Origin of the sequence: Microvirga mediterraneensis, from assembly GCF_013520865.1 — a bacterium.
GTDB lineage: Bacteria > Pseudomonadota > Alphaproteobacteria > Rhizobiales > Beijerinckiaceae > Microvirga > Microvirga mediterraneensis.
The window spans coordinates 1,947,930-1,966,731 of the sequence record NZ_JACDXJ010000001.1 but is presented as its reverse complement, the minus strand read 5'-3'; the positions used below and the strand labels follow the sequence as shown (position 1 = coordinate 1,966,731).

Here is an 18,802-nt window from a genome sequence, read left to right as displayed (position 1 = left end):
GAGCCGGACGGCCGCTTCGCGCACGGTTCTTTTCAGGTGGACCAGCTGGGGAGCCCCCAAGGTCGACCTCCCGCGACCACAGGCGTGCGAGGCCTGCGGCGGGACCGTGCCTGCTCTCACTCTTGCGACGCCTCGCGAGCGCGCCCCTCGTCAGAGCAGATCTAGGGCAACGATATAGCCAAGGTTATCCACCCTGTCAAGAACAAAGTGAGAACACAACACTCGCACCGTCCTGAGAGGCGGGCTCATCCAGCGATGCCGGTGTTTCCTTCCCCCTTGTGGGGAGGAGAGTTTCCCGCGGCTCACGGGGCAGAGTCTGAGGATGAGGGCTGTGGGTAGCCTGCAGACATCGCTGTTCCACGTTACGGAGAGGGTTGTCCTGATCAGAGCCCGAACGGGTAGGTCTCCGGCATTCCCCGCCCATGGGCATGGGTGAGCGGCGTCACGGCCCTGGTTTCCTCGAACCAGACAAAGGCGTCGAACTGCTCGGCCAGGACCGCCTCGAAGTAATGGCTGTAGAGTTCCGTCTCCGGACGGTAGACCACGCCGATGGCCCGCTCCAGGCGGGGCCGCGACAGGATTTCCGTCAGCTCGGCCTGGCCGTTCTCCCGCCAGTCGGTCAGGAAGCACCCGAGGCCCGTATCCCGGAAGATGCGCTCGTGGCTGTCGGGCCGCGCGGGCAGGACGGTCTTGACCTGCATGGGCTCGTCCCAGTCGTCGGCCGCCGCCACGGTGCCCCGGTCGGTCCCGAAACCGACGAGGACGGCTTCGTCGCGATAGGCCTTGCGGCAAAGCTCGCCGATATTGAACTCGCCCTGCCAGCCCATGGCCGTAGCGGCCGCATTGCCGATATGGGAATTGTGGGCCCAGACCACCGCCTTGGCGTCGTCGCGGCGTGCAAGCAGGCTCTGCAGGGTCTCGAACATGTGCCGGTCGCGCAGGTTCCAGGATTCCGTCGCGCCCTCGTACATGATCCGGTAGTAGTGCTCGGCCGCATGAACGATCTTGGCGTTCTGTACCGCGTCGAAAAACTCCTCGCCACCATCGGCCTGAAGATAATCCATCCGCCGGTCGAGGAGATCCTGAAGCTGGCGCAGCAGCGCCTCGTCGCAGGGCTTCTTCTGCCCGGTCATGACGGCGCGGCCGTAACGGGCCGGGTCCGATTGCCAGGGACTGAGACAGCCGTAGCGTCCCCTCGCCTTCCTGGCTTCCTCGGGATCGATCTTGTCGAGATAATCGAGAACGGAGCGGATCGACGTGTTCAGGCTGTAGACGTCGAGCCCACGGAATTCGGCCCGTTCATCCTCCGCCCGTTCCTTGTTGAAATCGCGCATCCAGTTGATGAAATCGTAGACCTCCTCGTTGCGCCACATCCATGTTGGAAAGCGTTGGAAGGCGCTATCATCCTCGTCGGCAGCTTGGCGGTGGCGCACATAGGCATCGATGCGCGCCGCATCCGGCCAGTCGGCTTCGACCGCGACAATGGAAAAGCCGTGCTGCTCGATCAGGCGCTTCGTGATCGCGGCGCGGGCCCGGTAGAACTCGGAGGTGCCATGGGTCGCCTCGCCCAGGAGCACGACCTTGGCGTCGGCAAAGCGGTCGAACATGGCGCCGAAGGCTTTCCCATCGGCAATCGGCGGCAGGGTTTCCCCGTGCTCGCGCACGAGACCGACGGCTTCCCTGACCGATGCCTCGTTCTCGTTCCGCTTCCAGGACAGCCGGGCCATGATGATCCCTCCGCAAGGCCGGCATCCTGCCTGCCGGCTCAGCCGAAGAACGATGGCGAGACTCGGCTTGTTCCAGAAAGAGAAACGGCCGGAGATTGTCTCCGGCCGCTTTCGTTTTGGCGCTTTACGGCAAACCGGAGGCTAAACCTGCGCCGCCATGATCGACGCGAAGGCCTCCTCGGCGGCGATGACGGTCGCCATCTGGACCGTATGGGAGAAGCGGTAGGCGTCGCCGTAGATCGTCTCATCCGGGAATTCCGTGATCAGGGTCAGCGGCGACGGATGACGCTCGTCCGCCGTGATCAGACACGGAATGTCGTTGATGATCTCGTAGGGCGTTCCGCCGGAATGGATCGAGCAGATCTCGACCTGGCGGCGGTTGAACTCCGCTAAGCCCGGCACGGCCGAGAGGCCGGTCGTCACGGCCTCTACCAGGGTTCGCGCCGTCTCGCCCCAGGAGGGGTGATGCCTCATGACCAGGAAGAAGCCCTTCGGGATCGACCATAGTTCGAAGCCGCGCGGGAGATAGCCGGTGAAGGGCCTGGTCCATTCATGGGCCGGGTAGCCGTGGAAGTTGAGGTGCAGCTGGGCGCCGGACATCTCCAGGGCCTGGTTGCGCGCGCCGATTTCGTAGAGCGGCTCCTTGCGTCCGTATTCCAGGTCGCAGCCGAGCGAGGTGTAGCGCGCCGCATGGTGCATGTGGCGCGGATTGCTCTCGCACAGCCGTCCGTGAAGGGCGTAGCCGTCGGGATTCTCGACCGGAACATAGGCGATGTTGGTCTCGGGATTGGCCAGCAGACGGCGCACGGCTCTCAGCGTTCCCACCGGGGCCGAAGTCTCGTTGGCATGCTGCCCGCTGGTGACGAGGACGGCCGGACGGGAACCGGCCCGGTAAATGCCCCGCACCGGACGTCCCTCGCGGGAGATCCCCTCAAAAGTTTCGCCGGGAAGCGCCGCGAGTTCCTGATGGATCTGCTCGAGTCCGGGCGCCGCATCGGCCGTCTCGATGTCCTGCTCGGGCCTGGCCGGGTTCTCCGGCGGCCCGAAGGAGCGCAGCTCCACACGCACATGCGCATCGCCTTCTCCGGCGCGGATATCGGGCACGATCTGGCCTGGCTGCACGCTGCGATCCTCAGGCGGACGGCCCGACTTGCGCTTGAAGAATTCGAGCAGGGAAAAATAGAAGTCCTCGTGCAGCGCCTCGCGGGTGCTCATGACCTCGTCGCCGTAATCGAGCGGGCGCTCGATGCCGGGGATCGTCACGTCGATGGCGATGGTCTCCGCATAAGGCTCCGTGTCGGGCCACTCATGGGCTGCCACGGCCGCCATGACAGCATGAAAGACCTGTTCGATATCGGTCTCGAGCGGCTCGTCGAGATCCGGCAAGCCATCGGGCCGCCCGGTGACCTTCAACCATCCGGTCGGTGCGAGATCGATCTGGTCGAGATGATTGGTGCGCAGGCGGTTCGGCGCGAACACCGCATGCTCCGTCACATGACCGTCATTGTCTTCGAGCGTGACATGATAGGTTATGTCGGCGGCGCCGGGTTCGAAGACGGTCTCGATGCCGTCGAGCAGGGCCGCCAGAGGATAGGCCTCCGAGAGGAAACGGAGCCGGTCCGCCTCCCCGTGCACCGGATAGCGCACGGTGACGCGCTTCAGGCTGCCGGTCTCGAACTCTTCGAGGAAGGCATGGACGAGCGGCTTATAGGCGCTCCGCAGCCGCGCCCGGACTCCCGCTTCCGCCAGAACGGCCTCCGCCGCGCGCCGCTCCGCCTCGTCCTCGAAAAGCCAGGCTTCGATCACCGCGCCGCGATGATCGGTCCTGGCCCATTCACGCAGGAGAATATCGAGACTGCGCGAGATACGCTCGTCGAGCAAAATCGTCATCGTGATGTCTGTCCTGTCGGATCGAGAAGATCGCGCAGCCAATCGCCCAGAAGGTTCAGGCCGAGCACGGTGAACATGATGGCAAGTCCCGGGAACACGCTGACCCACCAGGCCGTCTGCAGATAGGTGCGGCCGTCGGCCAGCATGCCGCCCCAGCTCGGGATGAGCGGGTCGACGCCGAGGCCCAGGAAGGTGAGGCTGCTTTCGAGAAGGATGTTGTTGGCCACGTTGAGCGTCATGAGAATGACGATGGGACCGAGCACGTTGGGCAGGATATGGGTGAAGATGATGCGTCCGTTGCCGACACCGATGGCGCGGGCCGAGAGGATGAACTCCCGGTCCCGCAGGGCCAGTACGGAGCCGCGTACCAGCCGCGCATATTGCACCCATTGGGCGACGATCATGAAGAAGATGATCTTGTCGACGCCGGTGCCGAGAATGGCGAGGAACATGATGGCGAGCAGGATGAAGGGCAGCGCCAGCTGGATGTCGGCGAAACGCATCAGCAGCACCTCGGCGATGCCGCGATAGTAGCCGGCGATCAGGCCGACGATCGTTCCGACGACGACCGCTCCTGCCACCGACAGAATGCCCACCGTCAGTGAGATCTGGCCTCCGACGATCACGCGCGCCAGCACGTCGCGGCCGAGCGGGTCGGTGCCGAGAGGATGGGCGAGGCTCTGGAACGGCGGTGTGAGGCGCGCCATGAGGTCCATGCTCTCGCCGCCATCCGGGAACAGGAAGCCCGAGAATAGAACGGCGAGACCCATGCCTGCCGTCAGCAGGAGGCCGAGAACGAGTTCGAGCGAGCGGAAGTGCCGGCGCGCCGACGATACAGCCTGAGCGGCAGCCATGGACCCTACTCCGTCCGGATGCGCGGATCGATCAGCCCATAGGCGATATCGACCAGAAGATTGATGAGAACGATGAAAAGCGCGAGCACCGTGATGGTGCCCTGCAGCACCGGGTAATCGCGGTTCGAGATGGCGTCGAAGGCGAGCGTGCCCATGCCGGGCCAGTTGAACACCCGCTCGATGATGACGATGCCGCCGATGAGGCCGCCGAACTGAAGGCCGATATAGGTGACGAGCGGAATGGCCGAGTTGCGCAGGGCGTGCTTGTAGAGAACGACCCGGTCGCGCAGGCCCTTGGACCGGGCTACCATGACGTATTGCTGCGAGAGCGTCTCCAGCATGGAGGTGCGCACGAGGCGCACATTCGTGGCGGTGAGGATGATCGCCATGGTCAGCGCCGGCATGACGAAGCTCTCCGGCCCCTCCATGCCGCTCGGCGGCAGCAGGCCGAGCACGATGGAGAACAGCAGCACCATCATGATCGCGAGCCAGAAATTCGGGAAGGACAGGCCGACCAGCGACAGGATGCGGATCATCTGATCCGGCCAACGCCCGCGATTGACCGCCGCATAGACGCCGAGCGGCACCGACAGGACGATGGAGACGATCAGCGACGTGAACGCCAGCAGGAGGGTGGCCGGCAGGGCATTGGCGATGAGCATGGAAACGGGCGTGCCGCCCATGAAGCTCTTGCCGAAATCGCCTACGGTCATGCCTTCGAGGAAGCTCAGGTACTGAACGAAGAACGGCCGCTCGAGCCCGAGCGCCTGCCGGATGTTCTGCAGGTCCTGCTCGGTGACGTTGCCGCCGCCCATCAGCATGATCGCAGGATCGCCCGACAGCCTGATCGCGAAGGAGACGATCAGGGTCACTGCGAGGACCACGAAAACAGCCTGCAACAATCGTTTGAGGATGAAGCCCGCCATCGGGTGGTCCTTCTTGCTCTCGGAAAACGGCCCCGCAAATGCGGGGCCTTGTCTTCAACATCAATGCCTCGGGCATTCCCCGCGAGGGGCGATATCCGAGGCAGGTTCTTACTCCACGGTCGTTTCCGTGAAGCGGAAGCGGCGGTCGGCCGGGGCGTCGAAGTTCTTCACCCGCTTGTTCACGCCGTAGAGCGTGTTCTGGTTGTAGAGCGGGATCTCGAGCGCCTGATCGGCCACGTAGCGGGCGATTTCCTGGAGGACCTTCTCACGCTCCTTCACGTCGTACATCGTGCGCTGCTTCTCGAGCAGGGCGTTCAGCTTGGGATCGTTGTCGTACGGGTTCCACTTCTCGCCCGAGTGATACATCAGGTAAGCGGTGTTGTCGTAGTCGAAGGTCCATCCACCCCAGGCATTGTGCCAGGCTTCGCCGGTCTTGCCGTTCGGAATGATGTCGTTGAGCAGCACCGGAGGCTCGTGCGGCTGGAGCGAGGGCTTGAGGCCCATTGCCTGGAGGAAGCCCGCCGCCGCCTGCGCCACTTCGCGGAAGGTCGCGTCGTTGCCGCGGAAGTCGATCCGCACCGGAGCGCCGGCCGGAACCTTGGCCTGCTGCAGCATCTGCTTCGCCTTGGCGAGATCGAACGGCAGCGGCTTCAGGCTCGGATCGTAGCCGAAGGAAAGGTCGGACTGGAAGCTCGCGATCGGCTTCGCGTGGCCGAGGAGCACGGCCTTGATGATCGCGTCCCGGTCGATGCCCATGATCAGCGCCTTGCGGACATTCACGTCCTTCGTGATGCCGTCGCGGGTATTGAGGCGCAGCGCCACCACGGTCGGGCCGGTGATGCTGACGAGGCTCAGGTTCGAGCTCTTTTCAACCGTCGGCGCGAGGCCGAACGGGATGAGGGTCGCGACGTCGATGCGGCCCGCCTGCAGCTCGGCCACCTGGGTGTTCGCCTCGGAGATGAAGCGGGTCACCACCTTGTCGAGCTTCGGCGCGCCGCCCCAATGCTCGGGGAAGGCCTCGAGCGTCAGGCTGACTTTGGGATTGTATTCGACGAACTTGAACGGCCCGGTGCCGACCGGGTTCATGTTGAAATAGGCGTCGCCCTTTTCCTGGATGTACTTGGGCGGCACGATCATGCCGCCGTAGCCGGCGAGCTTGGTCAGCAGCACCGGATCCGGCTGCTTCATGACGAAATCGACCGTCGAGTCGTCGACGACTTCCACATGGTCGATGGAGTTGTAGTTCGATTGCTGCGGTCCCTTCCTGCCCTCCTCACCGAGGAGGCGGTCGAACGTGAACTTCACGGCTGCCGCATTGAACGGCTCGCCGTTGTGGAACTTCACGTTCTGGCGCAGCTTGAAGCGGATCCGGTTGTTGTTGTCGAGGAACTCCCACGACGTCGCGAGGCCGGGCTTCAGCTTCATGTCCGCGCCGCGGGCCGTCAGTCCGTCGAAGATGTTGTTGGCGGCGGACGACCAGTCGACAAGGAACGTGTCGATGGGATCCCAGCTGCCGGGATCGATGGCGACGGCGGTGGTCAGCGTTCCGGCGGCCTGGGCGCCGGATGCCATCAGCGGCGCCAATGCGACGGCGGCCGTGAGGCCGAGCGCCTTCAACGTAGCAGAGAACTTCATTTTTCTATCTCCCTTATAAGTCGCTTCTCAAGCAGCCCCGCGGAGCTGATCGGTCTCGATCGCCACCCAATGGCCCGGCTCGACCTCGCGCATGCGATGGATGGCGGGCTCCTGGCCCACCGGACGCACGGGGCTCGGAATCTCGCCCTCGATCCGCGTCTTGGCCCGCTCGTGCTGAGGATCGGCGATCGGCACCGCCGAGAGCAGCTTGCGGGTATAGGAATGCTGCGGGTTTTCGAAGATCGCCCGACGGGTGCCGAGCTCCACGATCTGTCCGAGATACATCACCGCGACCCGGTGGCTGATCTTCTCCACCACGGCCATGTCATGGGTGATGAAGAGGTAGGACAGCCGCTTCCGCTCCTGCAGCTCCATGAGCAGGTTGACGATCTGCGCCTGGATCGACACGTCGAGCGCGGACACGGATTCGTCCGCGATGACGAGCTTCGGGTTGCTCGCGAGCGCCCGGGCGATGCAGACGCGCTGCCGCTGGCCGCCCGAGAACTCATGGGGGTAGCGTTTGGCATGGTGCGGCTGCAGGCCGACCTGCTCCAGCAACTCGTGCACCCGCCGGTCCCGCTCTTTGCGGTCGTTGATTAGGCCATGGACGATGATCGGCTCCGCGATGCTGTAGCCCACGGTGTGGCGCGGATCGAGCGACGCGAAGGGATCCTGGAAGATGTACTGGATCTCCTGCCGCAGGCGACGCCTTTCGCCCTGGCTCATGGCGGCCATGTCGCGCCCGTCGAAGCGCACGGTGCCGCCCGTCGGTTCGACGAGCTGCTGCAGCGTGCGCCCGATGGTGGACTTTCCGCTGCCGGATTCGCCCACCAGAGCCAGCGTCTCGCCGGGATAGATGTCGAAGCTCACCTCCTCGACCGCATGGACCCGGTGGGTTACGCGACCGAAGAAGGTCTTGCCCACATCGAAGCGCGTGGTGAGCTTGTCCACCTGGAGGATCGGCTTCGTGTAATCGGCGGTGTTCTGCTCATGGGTCTCGCCGACGGCCCTGGCGATGCCGCCGTCCATCACCATGACGGGTGTGCGCTTGGGGAAAGGCTGCCCTTTCAGGCTGCCCAGGCGCGGCACGGCTGACAGGAGAGCCCGGGTATAGGGGTGCTGAGGCGCGGCGAAGATGTCGCGCACGGGCGCCTGCTCCACCTTCTCACCCTTCCACATCACCACCACGTCGTCGGCCATCTCGGCCACCACGCCCATGTCGTGCGTGATGAAGATGACGGCGGTGCCCATCTCCTGCTGCAGGTCGCGGATGATGTTGAGGATCTGGGCCTGGATCGTCACGTCGAGCGCGGTGGTCGGCTCGTCGGCGATCAGGAGCTTCGGGTTACAGGCGAGCGCCATGGCGATCATCACGCGCTGGCGCATGCCGCCGGAGAGCTGGTGCGGGTAGCGGTCGAGCAGCTTCTCCGCGTCAGGCAGACGCACCTTCTGCAGCAGCTCCTTCGCGCGCTGGCGCGCATCGCGTCCGCCCAGTCCCTGGTGCAGGATCAGGGTTTCGGAAATCTGGTTGCCGATGGTGAAGACGGGATTGAGCGAGGTCATCGGCTCCTGAAAGATCATCGCGATGTCGTTGCCGCGGATCTCCCTGAGCTTGGAATCCGATGCCTTGACGAGGTCAAGCGCCTCGCCCCCGTCGGGGCGAAACAGCACCTGGCCACCGGTGATGCGGCCGCCCGTGTAATCGGTCAGGCGCATGATGGCCAGAGAGGTGACGGACTTGCCCGATCCGGACTCGCCGACGACCGCCAGGGTCTTGCCCGGCTGCACATCGAAGCTGACGTCCTTGACGGCTTTGAAGGCGCCCTCCCCCTTGCCGAACTCCACCGACAGGGAGCGAACCGACAGGAGGGCTTGGTCCTGAGACCTACGATTGGCAGTATCCGACATCCATCCATGCTCGCGAGACGGCACCGAGCTTACAATGCATAAGCTCAGTACCTCTTTGATACCTGTCTTCCATCACAGCGACGGGGCCGGTCCGTCAAGCTCTGTTTGCGTCGGATCAGGCAATCTCAGGCGTCATGTGGGCCGGAAACATGCGAATAGGCCGGAATATGGTTACTTCATAACCCATTCGCCGCCGCGCATGAGAGGCTCGGCCTTGCCGTCCTGCGTCACACCGTCCACGTCGATCTGGTCGGATCCGATCATCCAATCGATATGGATCAGGCTCTTGTTGGAGCCGCGCGAGGCGAGCTCCTCCTCGCTCATCGTTCCGCCGTCCCGGATGCACTTGCTGTAGGCCTGGCCGAGCGCGATGTGGCTGGAGGCATTCTCGTCGAACAGGGTGTTGAAGAAGAGAAGTCCGCTCTGCGAGATCGGCGACGAATAGGGCACGAGAGCCACTTCGCCGAGGCGGCGCGCGCCCTCGTCCGTGTCGAGAACCTTGTTCAGCACGGCCTCCCCGGTGCGGGCCTTGCTCTCCACGATCCGCCCGGCCTCGAACCGCACCTGGATGTCCTGGATCAGGGTGCCATTGTAGGAAAGCGGCTTCGTGCTCGATACATGCCCGTCCACCCGGTCCTTGTGCGGCGTGGTGAAGACCTCCTCGGTCGGGATATTGGCGTTGCAGACGACGCCGTTCTTCGCCCGCGTGGATCCGCCGTTCCATTCGTGCCCATCCGCCAGGCCAACGCGAAGGTCGGTGCCGGGGCCGCGGAAATGGAGCGCGGCATAGTTTTTCCCGTTGAGCATACGCGTGCGCGTCTGGAGATTCGCGTTGTGCGCCTCCCATGCGGCGATGGGATCGGGCGTATCGACGCGCGAGGCCGAGAAGATCGCCTGCCAGAGCTTGGCCACGGCCACATCCTCCGGATCGTCCGGAAACACGGTCTTCGCCCAGGCGGGCGTCGCGGCGGACACGATGGTCCAGTTGATGTCGAACCCGGCGATCATGTTGAGGGCCGGCATATAAGCCTTCGAGCGGGCCCGGTTGGCGCGGGAGACCTTTTCCGGATCTTCCTTGGCGAGCAGGGACGGGTCCTCGCCGACGACGGCAAGCCGCGCAGCGCCGTTCCTGTAGGCCGCCGCCATGCCCTCGTAGAGCCAGGCCGGAGCCGTATCGAAGCTCTCGTCACGGGCATTCCGGAAGCGCATGAGCGCGCTCTCCTCGTCGGAGAAGATCGTGGTGACGAGGGAGGCTCCGGCCTTGTAGGCATGCTCGGTGATGCGCCGGACGAGGGCGACGGCTTCGAGCGGCGCGGTCACGACCAATTCCTGCCCGGGCTTCAGCCCCAACCCGACGCGCACGGCGACTTCCCCCAAGCGGTCGAGAAGCTTGGCATGGGGCGCGGCATCGGCCGGGTTGCGGAATTGTTCGTTCATGGTCTTAGGCTTTCGAAACGGGAAACGATGGCCGAAGAGGCTACACGGCTCTGCCGCCGACGCAACCTCGACGGGCGGGAATATCACATATCTTGCGGCGCCACGGTCCCGAGAGCTTCCGGATCGAAGGCGATGCTCTTGATGATGGCGTGGACGGAAAGTCCTGGAACAAGGCCGAGTTCGCTCACGGATTTGCGCGTCACGCGGGCGACAAGCCCATCTCCGTGGCAATCCAGCATCACGTCGACGCTCGGCCCGCCGGTATCGTCGATGGAGGAAATAAGTCCGGGCAGGACGTTGAGCGCGCTCAAGCCCTCGGGACGATGCAACGAGAGGATGATATCGCGGGCTCGCAGGCGCACGCGCAAGGGAGTGCCGGCGGGGCGGTCGATCCGCGGGACGGTCAGGGGACCGGCCTTGGCCTGAAGGATGGTCAACCCGTAGCCGTCCTCATGTCTCAGGACCCGAGCTTCGACCAAAGCGCCGGCTTCCGCCGGACCGGCCTGCGCGAAGAGATTCGTATGCCGCAGGATTTCCGGCGCGGAGCCTGATGCCGTCACCCGGCCTTCGGACAGAACGACGATGGACGTCGCAAGCCTTGCGATCTCGGCCACGGAATGGCTGACGAGAACGATGGGCACGCCGCCCTCGTCGCGCAGCCGCTCGATATAGGGGTAAATCTCGGCCTTCCGCGCTTCATCCAAAGAGGCCAGCGGCTCGTCCATGAGCAGCAGTTGCGGATCGGCCAGGAGCGCCCGCCCGATGGCGACCCTCTGCTTCTCGCCGCCCGACAACGTGGACGGCCGCCGTGCGAGCAGATGGCCTATGCCGAGAAGATCGACCACATGATCGAAATTCGTCGTCCTTTCCCGCCGGGGCGTGAACCAGCGCCCGAAGAGCAGGTTCCGGCGCACGTCGAGATGCGGGAAGAGGCGTCCTTCCTGGAAGACATAGCCGATCCGCCGCCTGTGTTTCGGCACGAAGACGTCCATTTCCGTATCGATCAGCACACGATCCTGCACGACGATCCGGCCATGCTCCGGCCGGACGAGGCCGCCGATGGCATTCACGATGGTCGTCTTGCCGGAGCCGGACGGGCCGAACAGGGCCGTCAGGCGACCGCCTGATTGGAAGCGCGCCTGCAGGACGAACCCACCCTGCTCATGCCGGATGTCGACTCCGAGGATCATCGTGCATGAACCCGAAAGCGCGCGCGGCGGGCGAGCCACTCGGACATCCAGAGCGCCGCGATGGAGATGACGATGGAAACGAGCGTCAGCCGCATCGCCCCGCTCTCGCCTCCCGGCACCTGCGTATAGGCATAGATGGCGCTCGGGATGGTCTGCGTCTCGCCGGGAATGTTGGACACGAAGGTGATCGTCGCGCCGAACTCGCCCATCGCCTTCGCGAAGGACAGCACCATACCGGCGATGATGCCGGGAAGGATCAGCGGCAGCGTCACGACCGCAAAGACCCACACCGGATTCGCGCCCAAAGTGCCGGCCGCGTCCTCGAGCTTGCGATCGACCGAGGCGATCGACAGGCGGATGGCACGCACCAGCAGCGGAAAGCCCATGATGGCGCAGGCGAGCGCGGCGCCTGTCCATCGAAACGACAGGACGATGCCGAACTGCTCTGCGAGAAAGGATCCGATGGGTCCGCGCCGCCCGAACCCGATGAGGAGAAACCAGCCGACCACCACGGGGGGCAGCACGAGCGGCAGATGCACGATCACGTCGAGCGCCTGCCGCCCCCAGAAGCGTCCGCGCTCCAGCAGCAGCGCGACGGCGATGCCGGGGACAAGGCTCGCCGTCATCGCCACGAAGGCGACCTTCAGGCTAAGGCGGACGGCCGTCCATTCATCCGGAGAAAGCCAATCGGTCACGAACCGGAGGTCGCCTTGCCGACGAACGTGAAGCCCTGCTTGTCGAAGAATGGCCTGGACTTGTCGGAGCGCAGGAAGGCCAGGAACGCCACGGCGTCAGGATTGGACGAATCCTTCGTGAGCGCCACGGGATAGACGATCGGCGGATGGCTCTCGTTCGGGAACGTCGCGATGATGCTCACATTCGGATCGGACACGGCATCGGTCCTGTAGACGATGCCGAGCGGCGCCTCGCCGCGCGACACGAGCAGGAGAGCGGCGCGCACGTTGTCGGCCTGCGCGACCTTGTCCTTCACCCCGGCCCAGGCACCGAGATGCTCGAGCGCGGCTTTGCCGTATTTGCCCGCAGGCACCGCATCCACATGGCCCATGGCCAGGCGATCGTTGCCGAGGATGGCGGCGAGGTCGATTCCGGGCTGGAGCGCAACCTGCATGGTCGAGCCCTTGGCCGCCACGAGAACCAACGCATTGCCGAGCAGGCTGACGCGGCTCTCCGGCCTGATCAGCCCCTTAGACGCCAGGGAATCCATCCAATCGAGGTCGGCGGAGAAGAAGAGATCCGCCGGGGCCCCGGCCTCGATCTGCTTGGCAAGCGCATTGCTGGCCGCATAGGAGACCGTGACCCGCTTGCCGGTTTCCCGCATCCAGGCCGCGCCGGCATCATCGAGCGCATTCTTCAGGCTGGCGGCCGCGAAAACCACCACGTCCCTGGTCTGGGCCGAAGCCCCTCCGACCAGCGCGAAGCCTGAAAGAAGCAGGCCGAAGAGAAAAGTCTTCGCAGCCTTCCCGATCGAAGCCCGTGTCGAACGCATCCTCTGTCTCCCGCCGGCCATGTCCCGCCTTCTCGCCATCCTAGCGAAGCTGTCGAGCCCTTCAAGCGGCGCGCCGCCGTGGAGACGGCTTCTTCACCATCGGACGGACCAGCCGGTAGCCGAGCAGGACGGCCACGATGGCCGCATAGACGATCGGTTCGGGCGGCCAGGATTTCACCACGAGCAGGAAATGCAGCGCCGCCCCGATGGCCGCGAGGTAGACCAGACGGTGCAGCTTTGCCCAGGCCTGCCCCCCCATGCGCCGGATCGCGGCGTTGTTGGAGGTCACCGCCAGGGGAATGAGGATGACAAAGGTCGCCATGCCGATGGTGATGTAGGGCCGTTTCACGATATCGGCCACGATGGCTGCCATATCGAGGCCCTGGTCGAGCACCAGATAAGTGGTGAGATGCAGGGCGGCATAATAGAACGCCAGAAGGCCCAGGGCCCGGCGGTAGCGCAGCAGGTTGATGTTGAACAGCTGGCGCAGCGGCGTGATCGCCAGGGTGGCGATCAGGAAGCGCAGGGCCCAGAGGCCCAGCGCCTGCTCCAGATACCGCATCGGATCGGCCCCGAGCCGGTCGTCGATGCCCGCATAGAACAGCCAGACGGCGGGGATGAAGCCGACGATATAGACGGCGATCTTCGGCACCTGAGGCAGGGCAAAACCCTTCCTCTCGCCCTGAACGGAGGCTCGTCCCGCCATCAGTAGAGCTTCCGCAGGTCCATACCGGTATAGAGGCTCGCCACCTGCTCGGCATAGCCGTTGAACATCAGCGTCGGACGGCGCTTCGCAAACAGGCCGCCCTCCCCGATGCGCCGCTCGGTCGCCTGGCTCCAGCGAGGATGGTCCACATTCGGGTTCACATTGGCATAGAAGCCGTATTCGTTCGGCGCCTGCTTGTTCCAGGAGGTGGCCGGCTGCTTGTCGACGAAGCTGATCCGCGTGATCGACTTGATGCCCTTGAAGCCGTATTTCCACGGAACGACGAGGCGGATCGGAGCGCCGTTCTGGTTCGGCAGTGTTTCACCGTAGAGCCCGACGGCCAGAAGGGTCAGGGGATTCATGGCCTCGTCCAGGCGCAATCCCTCCACATAGGGCCATTCGAGCACCGGGAAGATCGAATCCAGGCCCGGCATCTCGTCGGGCCGGAAGGCGGTCTCGAAGGCGACGTATTTCGCGCTGCCCAGGGGCTCCACCCGCTTGATCAGGTCGGCCAGCGGGAACCCGACCCAGGGAATGACCATGGACCAGCCTTCGACGCAGCGCATGCGGTAGATGCGCTCCTCCAGGGCGGACGACTTGATGAGGTCCTCGACGGCGAATTCGGCGGGCTTGCCCACCATGCCGTCGACCTTGACCGTCCAGGGCGAGGTCTTGAGGCCGCCGGCCTTGGCCGCCGGATCCTCCTTGCCGGTCCCGAACTCGTAGTAGTTGTTGTAGCTCGTGACGTCCTCGCGGCTCGTCTTCTTCTCGTCCGTCGAGAAGGGGCTCTTGGCGGCGGACAGGGGCGCGGCTTCCAGGCTCTTGGGAAGGGAAGCGGCCAAGGCCAGTCCAGCGGCGCCGGCCATCCATTGGCGGCGATTGAAATAGACCTCCCGAGGGGTGATTTCGGAAGGAAGGATGTCGTTAGGGCGGCGGATCAGCACGGCAGAACCTCGTTTGGAACCCATTGTGAATGGGTACACCCGAGAACGCCAGAAGTGGCCTCACGATTCCGTTACAAGTTTGCGTTCAAGGCTTTACGGCCTGGACGAACCGCCGCGTGATCTCGCGCGGGTTCGTGATCGCGGTTCCCACCACCACGGCGTGAGCGCCACGCCGGAAAGCCTCGGCCACGAGATCGGGCGTATCGAACCGCCCTTCCGCGACAATCGGCACCGGAAGTTCCGCGACGAGGGCCGACAGAAGCTCCAGGTCGGGGCCCGGACCCTTGCGGGAGGCCGTTTCCTCGGTGTAGCCGGCAAGCGTGGTCGCCACATAGGTCGCGCCCGCCGCCTGGGCGGCCCGCCCCTCCTCCAGGGTGGAGATGTCGGCGAAGACCTCCCGGTCCAGCTCCATCCTGATGCGGCCGATCAGGCGCTCCACGGGATCGCCATTGCGCGGGCGGGGCGTGGCGTCGATGCCGACGATGTCCGCGCCCGCCTTCGCGATCTGCTCCGCCTGGGCGAAGCCGGGGGTGATGTAGACCGGGAAGCGGTCGTCCCACACCTTGGAGATTCCGACGATCGGGAGGCTCGTCACGGCCCGGATCGCCGCCACGTCCGCCTCGCCGTTGGCGCGGATGCCCCCTGCGCCGCCTGCTTCCGCCGCCTGCGCCATGGCGGACATGTAGATGGGGCCGTGCAGCGGGTTGTCGGCCCGGGCCTGGCAGGAGACCACGAGGGCGCCTTTCGGGATCAGCATCTGTCGTCTCCTACTTCACGGCGCCCGCGGTCATGCCCTGGATGAACTGGCGCGACAGGGCGATATAGAGCAGCGTGATCGGCGCCGCCGCGATGGTGAGACCCGCGAACAGCATGCCCCAATCGGTGGTATACTCGCCCATGAAGGTGGTCAGCCCCTGAGGCAGGGTCTTGCGGGCATCGGTCTGGATGAAGACCAGCGGAAAGAAGAAGTCGTTCCAGATCGGCACCGCGTTCTGAATGGCCGCGATCGCCATGGGCGGGCGGGCCAGCGGCAGCATGACCGACCACATGATGCGCGGCTCGGACGCGCCGTCGATGCGCGCCGCATCCTCGAGTTCCGCCGGCAGGGTGCGCAGGAACCCGGCCATGATGAACACGGTCGAGGGCAGTCCGATGGCCGTATAGGTGACGATCAGGCTCCAGCGGCTGTCCAGAAGGCCGAGATCCCGCAGCAGGATGAAGAGCGGGATCACCGCGAGCTTCAGGGGCAGCATCAGCCCCGCCAGGAAGAACAGCAGGATGAAGGTGTTGGTGCGCGACTCGTAGCGCGCCACCGCGTAGCCCGCCATGGTGCCCAGCACCAGGATCAGGATGATCGAGGTGCCCGTGACGAGAAGCGAGTTGACGAAATAGGTCGGCATCGCGGTCTCGCCGAGCACCTTGGCGAAGTTGCCGACCTGGGTGAAATCGGGCAGCGCGAAGGGATGCTCGAAGATCTCGCCCGTCGTCTTGAAGGCGGACAGCACCATCACCACGACCGGATAGAGCATGATGAAGGAATTCGCGATCAGGATAACCTGAGCGAGCAGGACGAAGGGAATGGCCTGGCGCGTGGCCGGCGCATCGGACGTGAGGGCGGTCAAAACTGGATCTCCCGACGACGCAACCACAGGGTCAGCATGGACGCGAACACGACGATGAAGAGGAAGAGGAGCGTGGCCAACGCAGAGCCCAGGCCAAAATTCTGGATGCTGGCGCTCTGGTTGCCGAAGGCCGTGCGGTAGAAGACGAGGCCGAGCACGTCCGTGGAGCCGAACGGCGAACCGTCGAGGCCGACCATCACGTAGGGGATCTCGAACCAGTTGAACGCGCCGATGAAGAGAAGGGTAAAGAGGATCGTGGTGCTCGGCGCCACCAGCGGCCACACGATGTTCCTCAGAAGCTGCCACTCATTGGTGCCATCGAGCCGCGCGGCCTCGATGACCTCCGGCGGGATACGCTGCATGCCGGCGAGATAGACGAGAGCCGGGAAGCCGACGAAGTGCCAGGCATTGGCGAGGATGAGCGCTCCCAGGGCCGTCGAGGAATCGCCGAGCCAGGGCTTCGCCCATGAATCGAGCCCCAGGGAGTAGAGCGCCTGATTGATGATGCCGAAATTCGGATTGAGGAAAAGCTTCCAGAGAAAGCCGACGATGATCGTCGACAGCACCACCGGCACGAAGATTGCAATGCGGTGGAAGCGGAAGCCGAAGGGCTCCTTGTAGAGAAGCCAGGCGAGAAGAAACCCGCCGCCGTTCTGGATGATCATCAGCGCGATCAGCGCATAGACGTTGTGCAGGAAGGCGTTCCACACCACCGGCGCCATTGTGGCGCCGAACAGCACTTCCTTGAAGTTCTTCAGGCCCACGAACGGCCCGCGCGCCAATCCCTGCCAGTCGTAGAAGGCATAGGCGAAAGCCGACATGATCGGATAGACCACGAACAGCGACATGAAGACGATGGGCGGGACGACGAGAAACGCCACCCATAAACGATGCTTCAATGTGCGTGGCTGCCGGCGCGAGGCGTGCATGAGTGAAACCTTACGGGGTGAACGCCCGACAAAACACCGACCTCATCCTGAGGAGCAGCGCAGCTGCGTCTCGAAGGAGGATCTAGAGAGCACTGGAGGCGCCCTGATCCTTCGAGACGGTCACTGACGTGACCTCCTCAGGATGAGGGCTCTCGTGGCAATCTTCTGGAGCTTGAGCGGCAGCGAACTCATCCGTTCGCCGCCGCTTGTGTCAAACGCTTACTTCTGGAAGGGCTTGTAGTAGGTCGCGATGCCCTTGTTGATCTCGGCCGCGGCCTGCTCCGGCGTCTGCTGGCCGGCGAGCATCTTCTGCACGTTCGACTGCAGCAGCACCGAGCCGCTCGGCTCCTGGTAACGGAAGCGCACGAGCATCAGGTACGACATGGAGTTCTCGGCGAGCTTCGCCACGTCCTGCGTGATCGGATCCTCGATCTTGATGCCCTTGATCGGCGACAGGTTCTTGAGGGTGTTGGTGAAGGCCGTGCCGTACTCCGGAGTGGCGAGGAAGCGCACGAATTTGAGCGCCGCGTCCTTCTTCTCGGACTTTGCGTTCACCGCATAACCGCCATCGTAATAGGTGGCGATCAGCGCCTGATCGCCCGCCTTCAGGACGGGGGCCGGGAAGACGCCGAGATCGAGCGTGGGGTTCTGGGTCTTGAAGTTCGCCACCTCGTAGGAGCCGCCCGCGAACATGGCCGCGCGGCCCGCCACGAAGAGCTGCTGCGAGGACGGATAATCCACGCCGATGAAGTTCGGAGCGAAGTACTGGCTGATGTCCTTCAGCTTGGCGAGCGCGCTGACGAAGCGCGGATCGGTGAAGTTCGCCTTGCCGGACACGATGTCGGCCTCGAAGTCCTTGCCGAGCATGGACGAGAGCAGGCCGCCCACGATGGTCTCATTCTGCCAGGCCGTCGCCGTGCCGTTGGAGAACGGATTGATGTTCTTGGCCTTCAGGGCCTGGGCCAGGGACATCATCTCGTCCCAAGTCTTCGGCGGGTTCAGGCCGTTATCCTTGAAGATCTTCTTGTTGTAGACGACGAGCTGCGCCTGCATGGCGAAGGGAACCGCGTAGACCTTCCCGTCCGAGCGCAGGGTCTCGGCCGCGAGCGCCGCTTCCGGGAAGTTCGCCAGCTCCGGCACGTTCTGCTTGTCGAGGGCGAGAAGGTAGCCGGGGGTTGCGATCGTCTCCAGGTTGCCGTAGGCACGCACCTGGATCACGTCCGGACCGCGACCCGCGGCGAGCGCCGTGGACAGGATGGTCTGGTAGTTCTCCGGCGCGTAGGTCTCGAACTTCACCGTGATGCCCGGCTCGGCGGCCTGGAACTTCTTGATGATGTCCTGGTAGAACGCCTTGTCCTCCTGGCGCCAGCTCCAGAAGGTCAGCTCGGTCTGGGCCATGGCGGCCGTGCCTGAGAGCAGGAAGCCTGCAGCAGCAGCGCCCATCAGGATGCGTCGGGTCAGTTTCATTGTGGGTTCCCTCATCGTTGAAGTCCTTGTCCTCCCACCCTCCAGCCTGATCCTCGATCG

General features: G+C 64.5%; 16 protein-coding genes. All 16 read right to left on the bottom strand.

Annotation, left to right across the window (positions count from 1 at the left end; genetic code table 11):
* Positions 1-383: 383 nt before the first annotated feature.
* Positions 384-1,727, bottom strand: a complete 1,344-nt coding sequence (locus H0S73_RS09260; protein ID WP_181051888.1) for an erythromycin esterase family protein — start codon at positions 1,725-1,727, stop codon at positions 384-386.
* 141 nt (positions 1,728-1,868) lie between these two features.
* Positions 1,869-3,617, bottom strand: a complete 1,749-nt coding sequence (locus H0S73_RS09255; RefSeq protein WP_181051886.1) for a M14 family zinc carboxypeptidase — start codon at positions 3,615-3,617, stop codon at positions 1,869-1,871.
* Positions 3,614-4,471 (bottom strand): ABC transporter permease, encoded by an 858-nt coding sequence (locus H0S73_RS09250; protein WP_181051885.1) that lies wholly within the window; start codon positions 4,469-4,471, stop codon positions 3,614-3,616. Before H0S73_RS09250 ends, H0S73_RS09255 begins: the two co-directional genes overlap by 4 nt.
* A 5-nt stretch (positions 4,472-4,476) precedes the next feature.
* Complete coding sequence (locus H0S73_RS09245) at positions 4,477-5,397, bottom strand: ABC transporter permease (protein WP_181051883.1); 921 nt, start codon at positions 5,395-5,397, stop codon at positions 4,477-4,479.
* 108 nt (positions 5,398-5,505) lie between these two features.
* Positions 5,506-7,032, bottom strand: a complete 1,527-nt coding sequence (locus H0S73_RS09240; protein ID WP_181051882.1) for an ABC transporter substrate-binding protein — start codon at positions 7,030-7,032, stop codon at positions 5,506-5,508.
* Between the two features lie 27 nt (positions 7,033-7,059).
* On the bottom strand, positions 7,060-8,940 hold the full coding sequence (locus H0S73_RS09235) for an ABC transporter ATP-binding protein (RefSeq protein WP_181051880.1): 1,881 nt from the start codon (positions 8,938-8,940) through the stop codon (positions 7,060-7,062).
* A gap of 171 nt (positions 8,941-9,111) precedes the next feature.
* The gene (locus tag H0S73_RS09230; protein ID WP_181051879.1) at positions 9,112-10,377 is read right to left on the bottom strand and encodes an aminopeptidase; all 1,266 of its coding nucleotides are present in this window, start codon (positions 10,375-10,377) and stop codon (positions 9,112-9,114) included.
* A gap of 83 nt (positions 10,378-10,460) precedes the next feature.
* Positions 10,461-11,567 carry a molybdenum ABC transporter ATP-binding protein gene (gene modC, locus H0S73_RS09225; RefSeq protein WP_181054290.1) on the bottom strand — a complete coding sequence of 369 codons (1,107 nt, stop codon included), beginning with the start codon at positions 11,565-11,567 and terminating at the stop codon, positions 10,461-10,463.
* Complete coding sequence (gene modB / locus H0S73_RS09220; protein WP_181051878.1) at positions 11,564-12,262, bottom strand: molybdate ABC transporter permease subunit; 699 nt, start codon at positions 12,260-12,262, stop codon at positions 11,564-11,566. The genes modC and modB overlap by 4 nt, the downstream gene beginning before the upstream one ends.
* A complete protein-coding gene (gene modA, locus H0S73_RS09215; protein WP_181051877.1) occupies positions 12,259-13,074 on the bottom strand; it encodes a molybdate ABC transporter substrate-binding protein in 816 nt (271 codons plus the stop codon). Before modA ends, modB begins: the two co-directional genes overlap by 4 nt.
* A 61-nt stretch (positions 13,075-13,135) precedes the next feature.
* Positions 13,136-13,780 carry a protein-methionine-sulfoxide reductase heme-binding subunit MsrQ gene (gene msrQ / locus H0S73_RS09210; protein WP_181051876.1) on the bottom strand — a complete coding sequence of 215 codons (645 nt, stop codon included), beginning with the start codon at positions 13,778-13,780 and terminating at the stop codon, positions 13,136-13,138.
* The gene (msrP, locus tag H0S73_RS09205; protein WP_181051875.1) at positions 13,780-14,748 is read right to left on the bottom strand and encodes a protein-methionine-sulfoxide reductase catalytic subunit MsrP; all 969 of its coding nucleotides are present in this window, start codon (positions 14,746-14,748) and stop codon (positions 13,780-13,782) included. The genes msrQ and msrP overlap by 1 nt, the downstream gene beginning before the upstream one ends.
* A gap of 61 nt (positions 14,749-14,809) precedes the next feature.
* On the bottom strand, positions 14,810-15,481 hold the full coding sequence (locus tag H0S73_RS09200) for an N-acetylmannosamine-6-phosphate 2-epimerase (protein WP_181051874.1): 672 nt from the start codon (positions 15,479-15,481) through the stop codon (positions 14,810-14,812).
* A 10-nt stretch (positions 15,482-15,491) separates the two neighbouring features.
* Positions 15,492-16,346: a carbohydrate ABC transporter permease gene (locus H0S73_RS09195; RefSeq protein WP_181051873.1), complete on the bottom strand. Its 855-nt coding sequence runs from the start codon at positions 16,344-16,346 to the stop codon at positions 15,492-15,494.
* Positions 16,343-17,227, bottom strand: a complete 885-nt coding sequence (locus H0S73_RS09190) for a carbohydrate ABC transporter permease (protein ID WP_343058288.1) — start codon at positions 17,225-17,227, stop codon at positions 16,343-16,345. Before H0S73_RS09190 ends, H0S73_RS09195 begins: the two co-directional genes overlap by 4 nt.
* Positions 17,228-17,494: 267 nt before the next feature.
* Positions 17,495-18,742, bottom strand: coding sequence for an extracellular solute-binding protein (locus H0S73_RS09185; protein WP_181051871.1), 1,248 nt, complete (start codon positions 18,740-18,742; stop codon positions 17,495-17,497).
* Between the last annotated feature and the right edge of the window lie 60 nt (positions 18,743-18,802).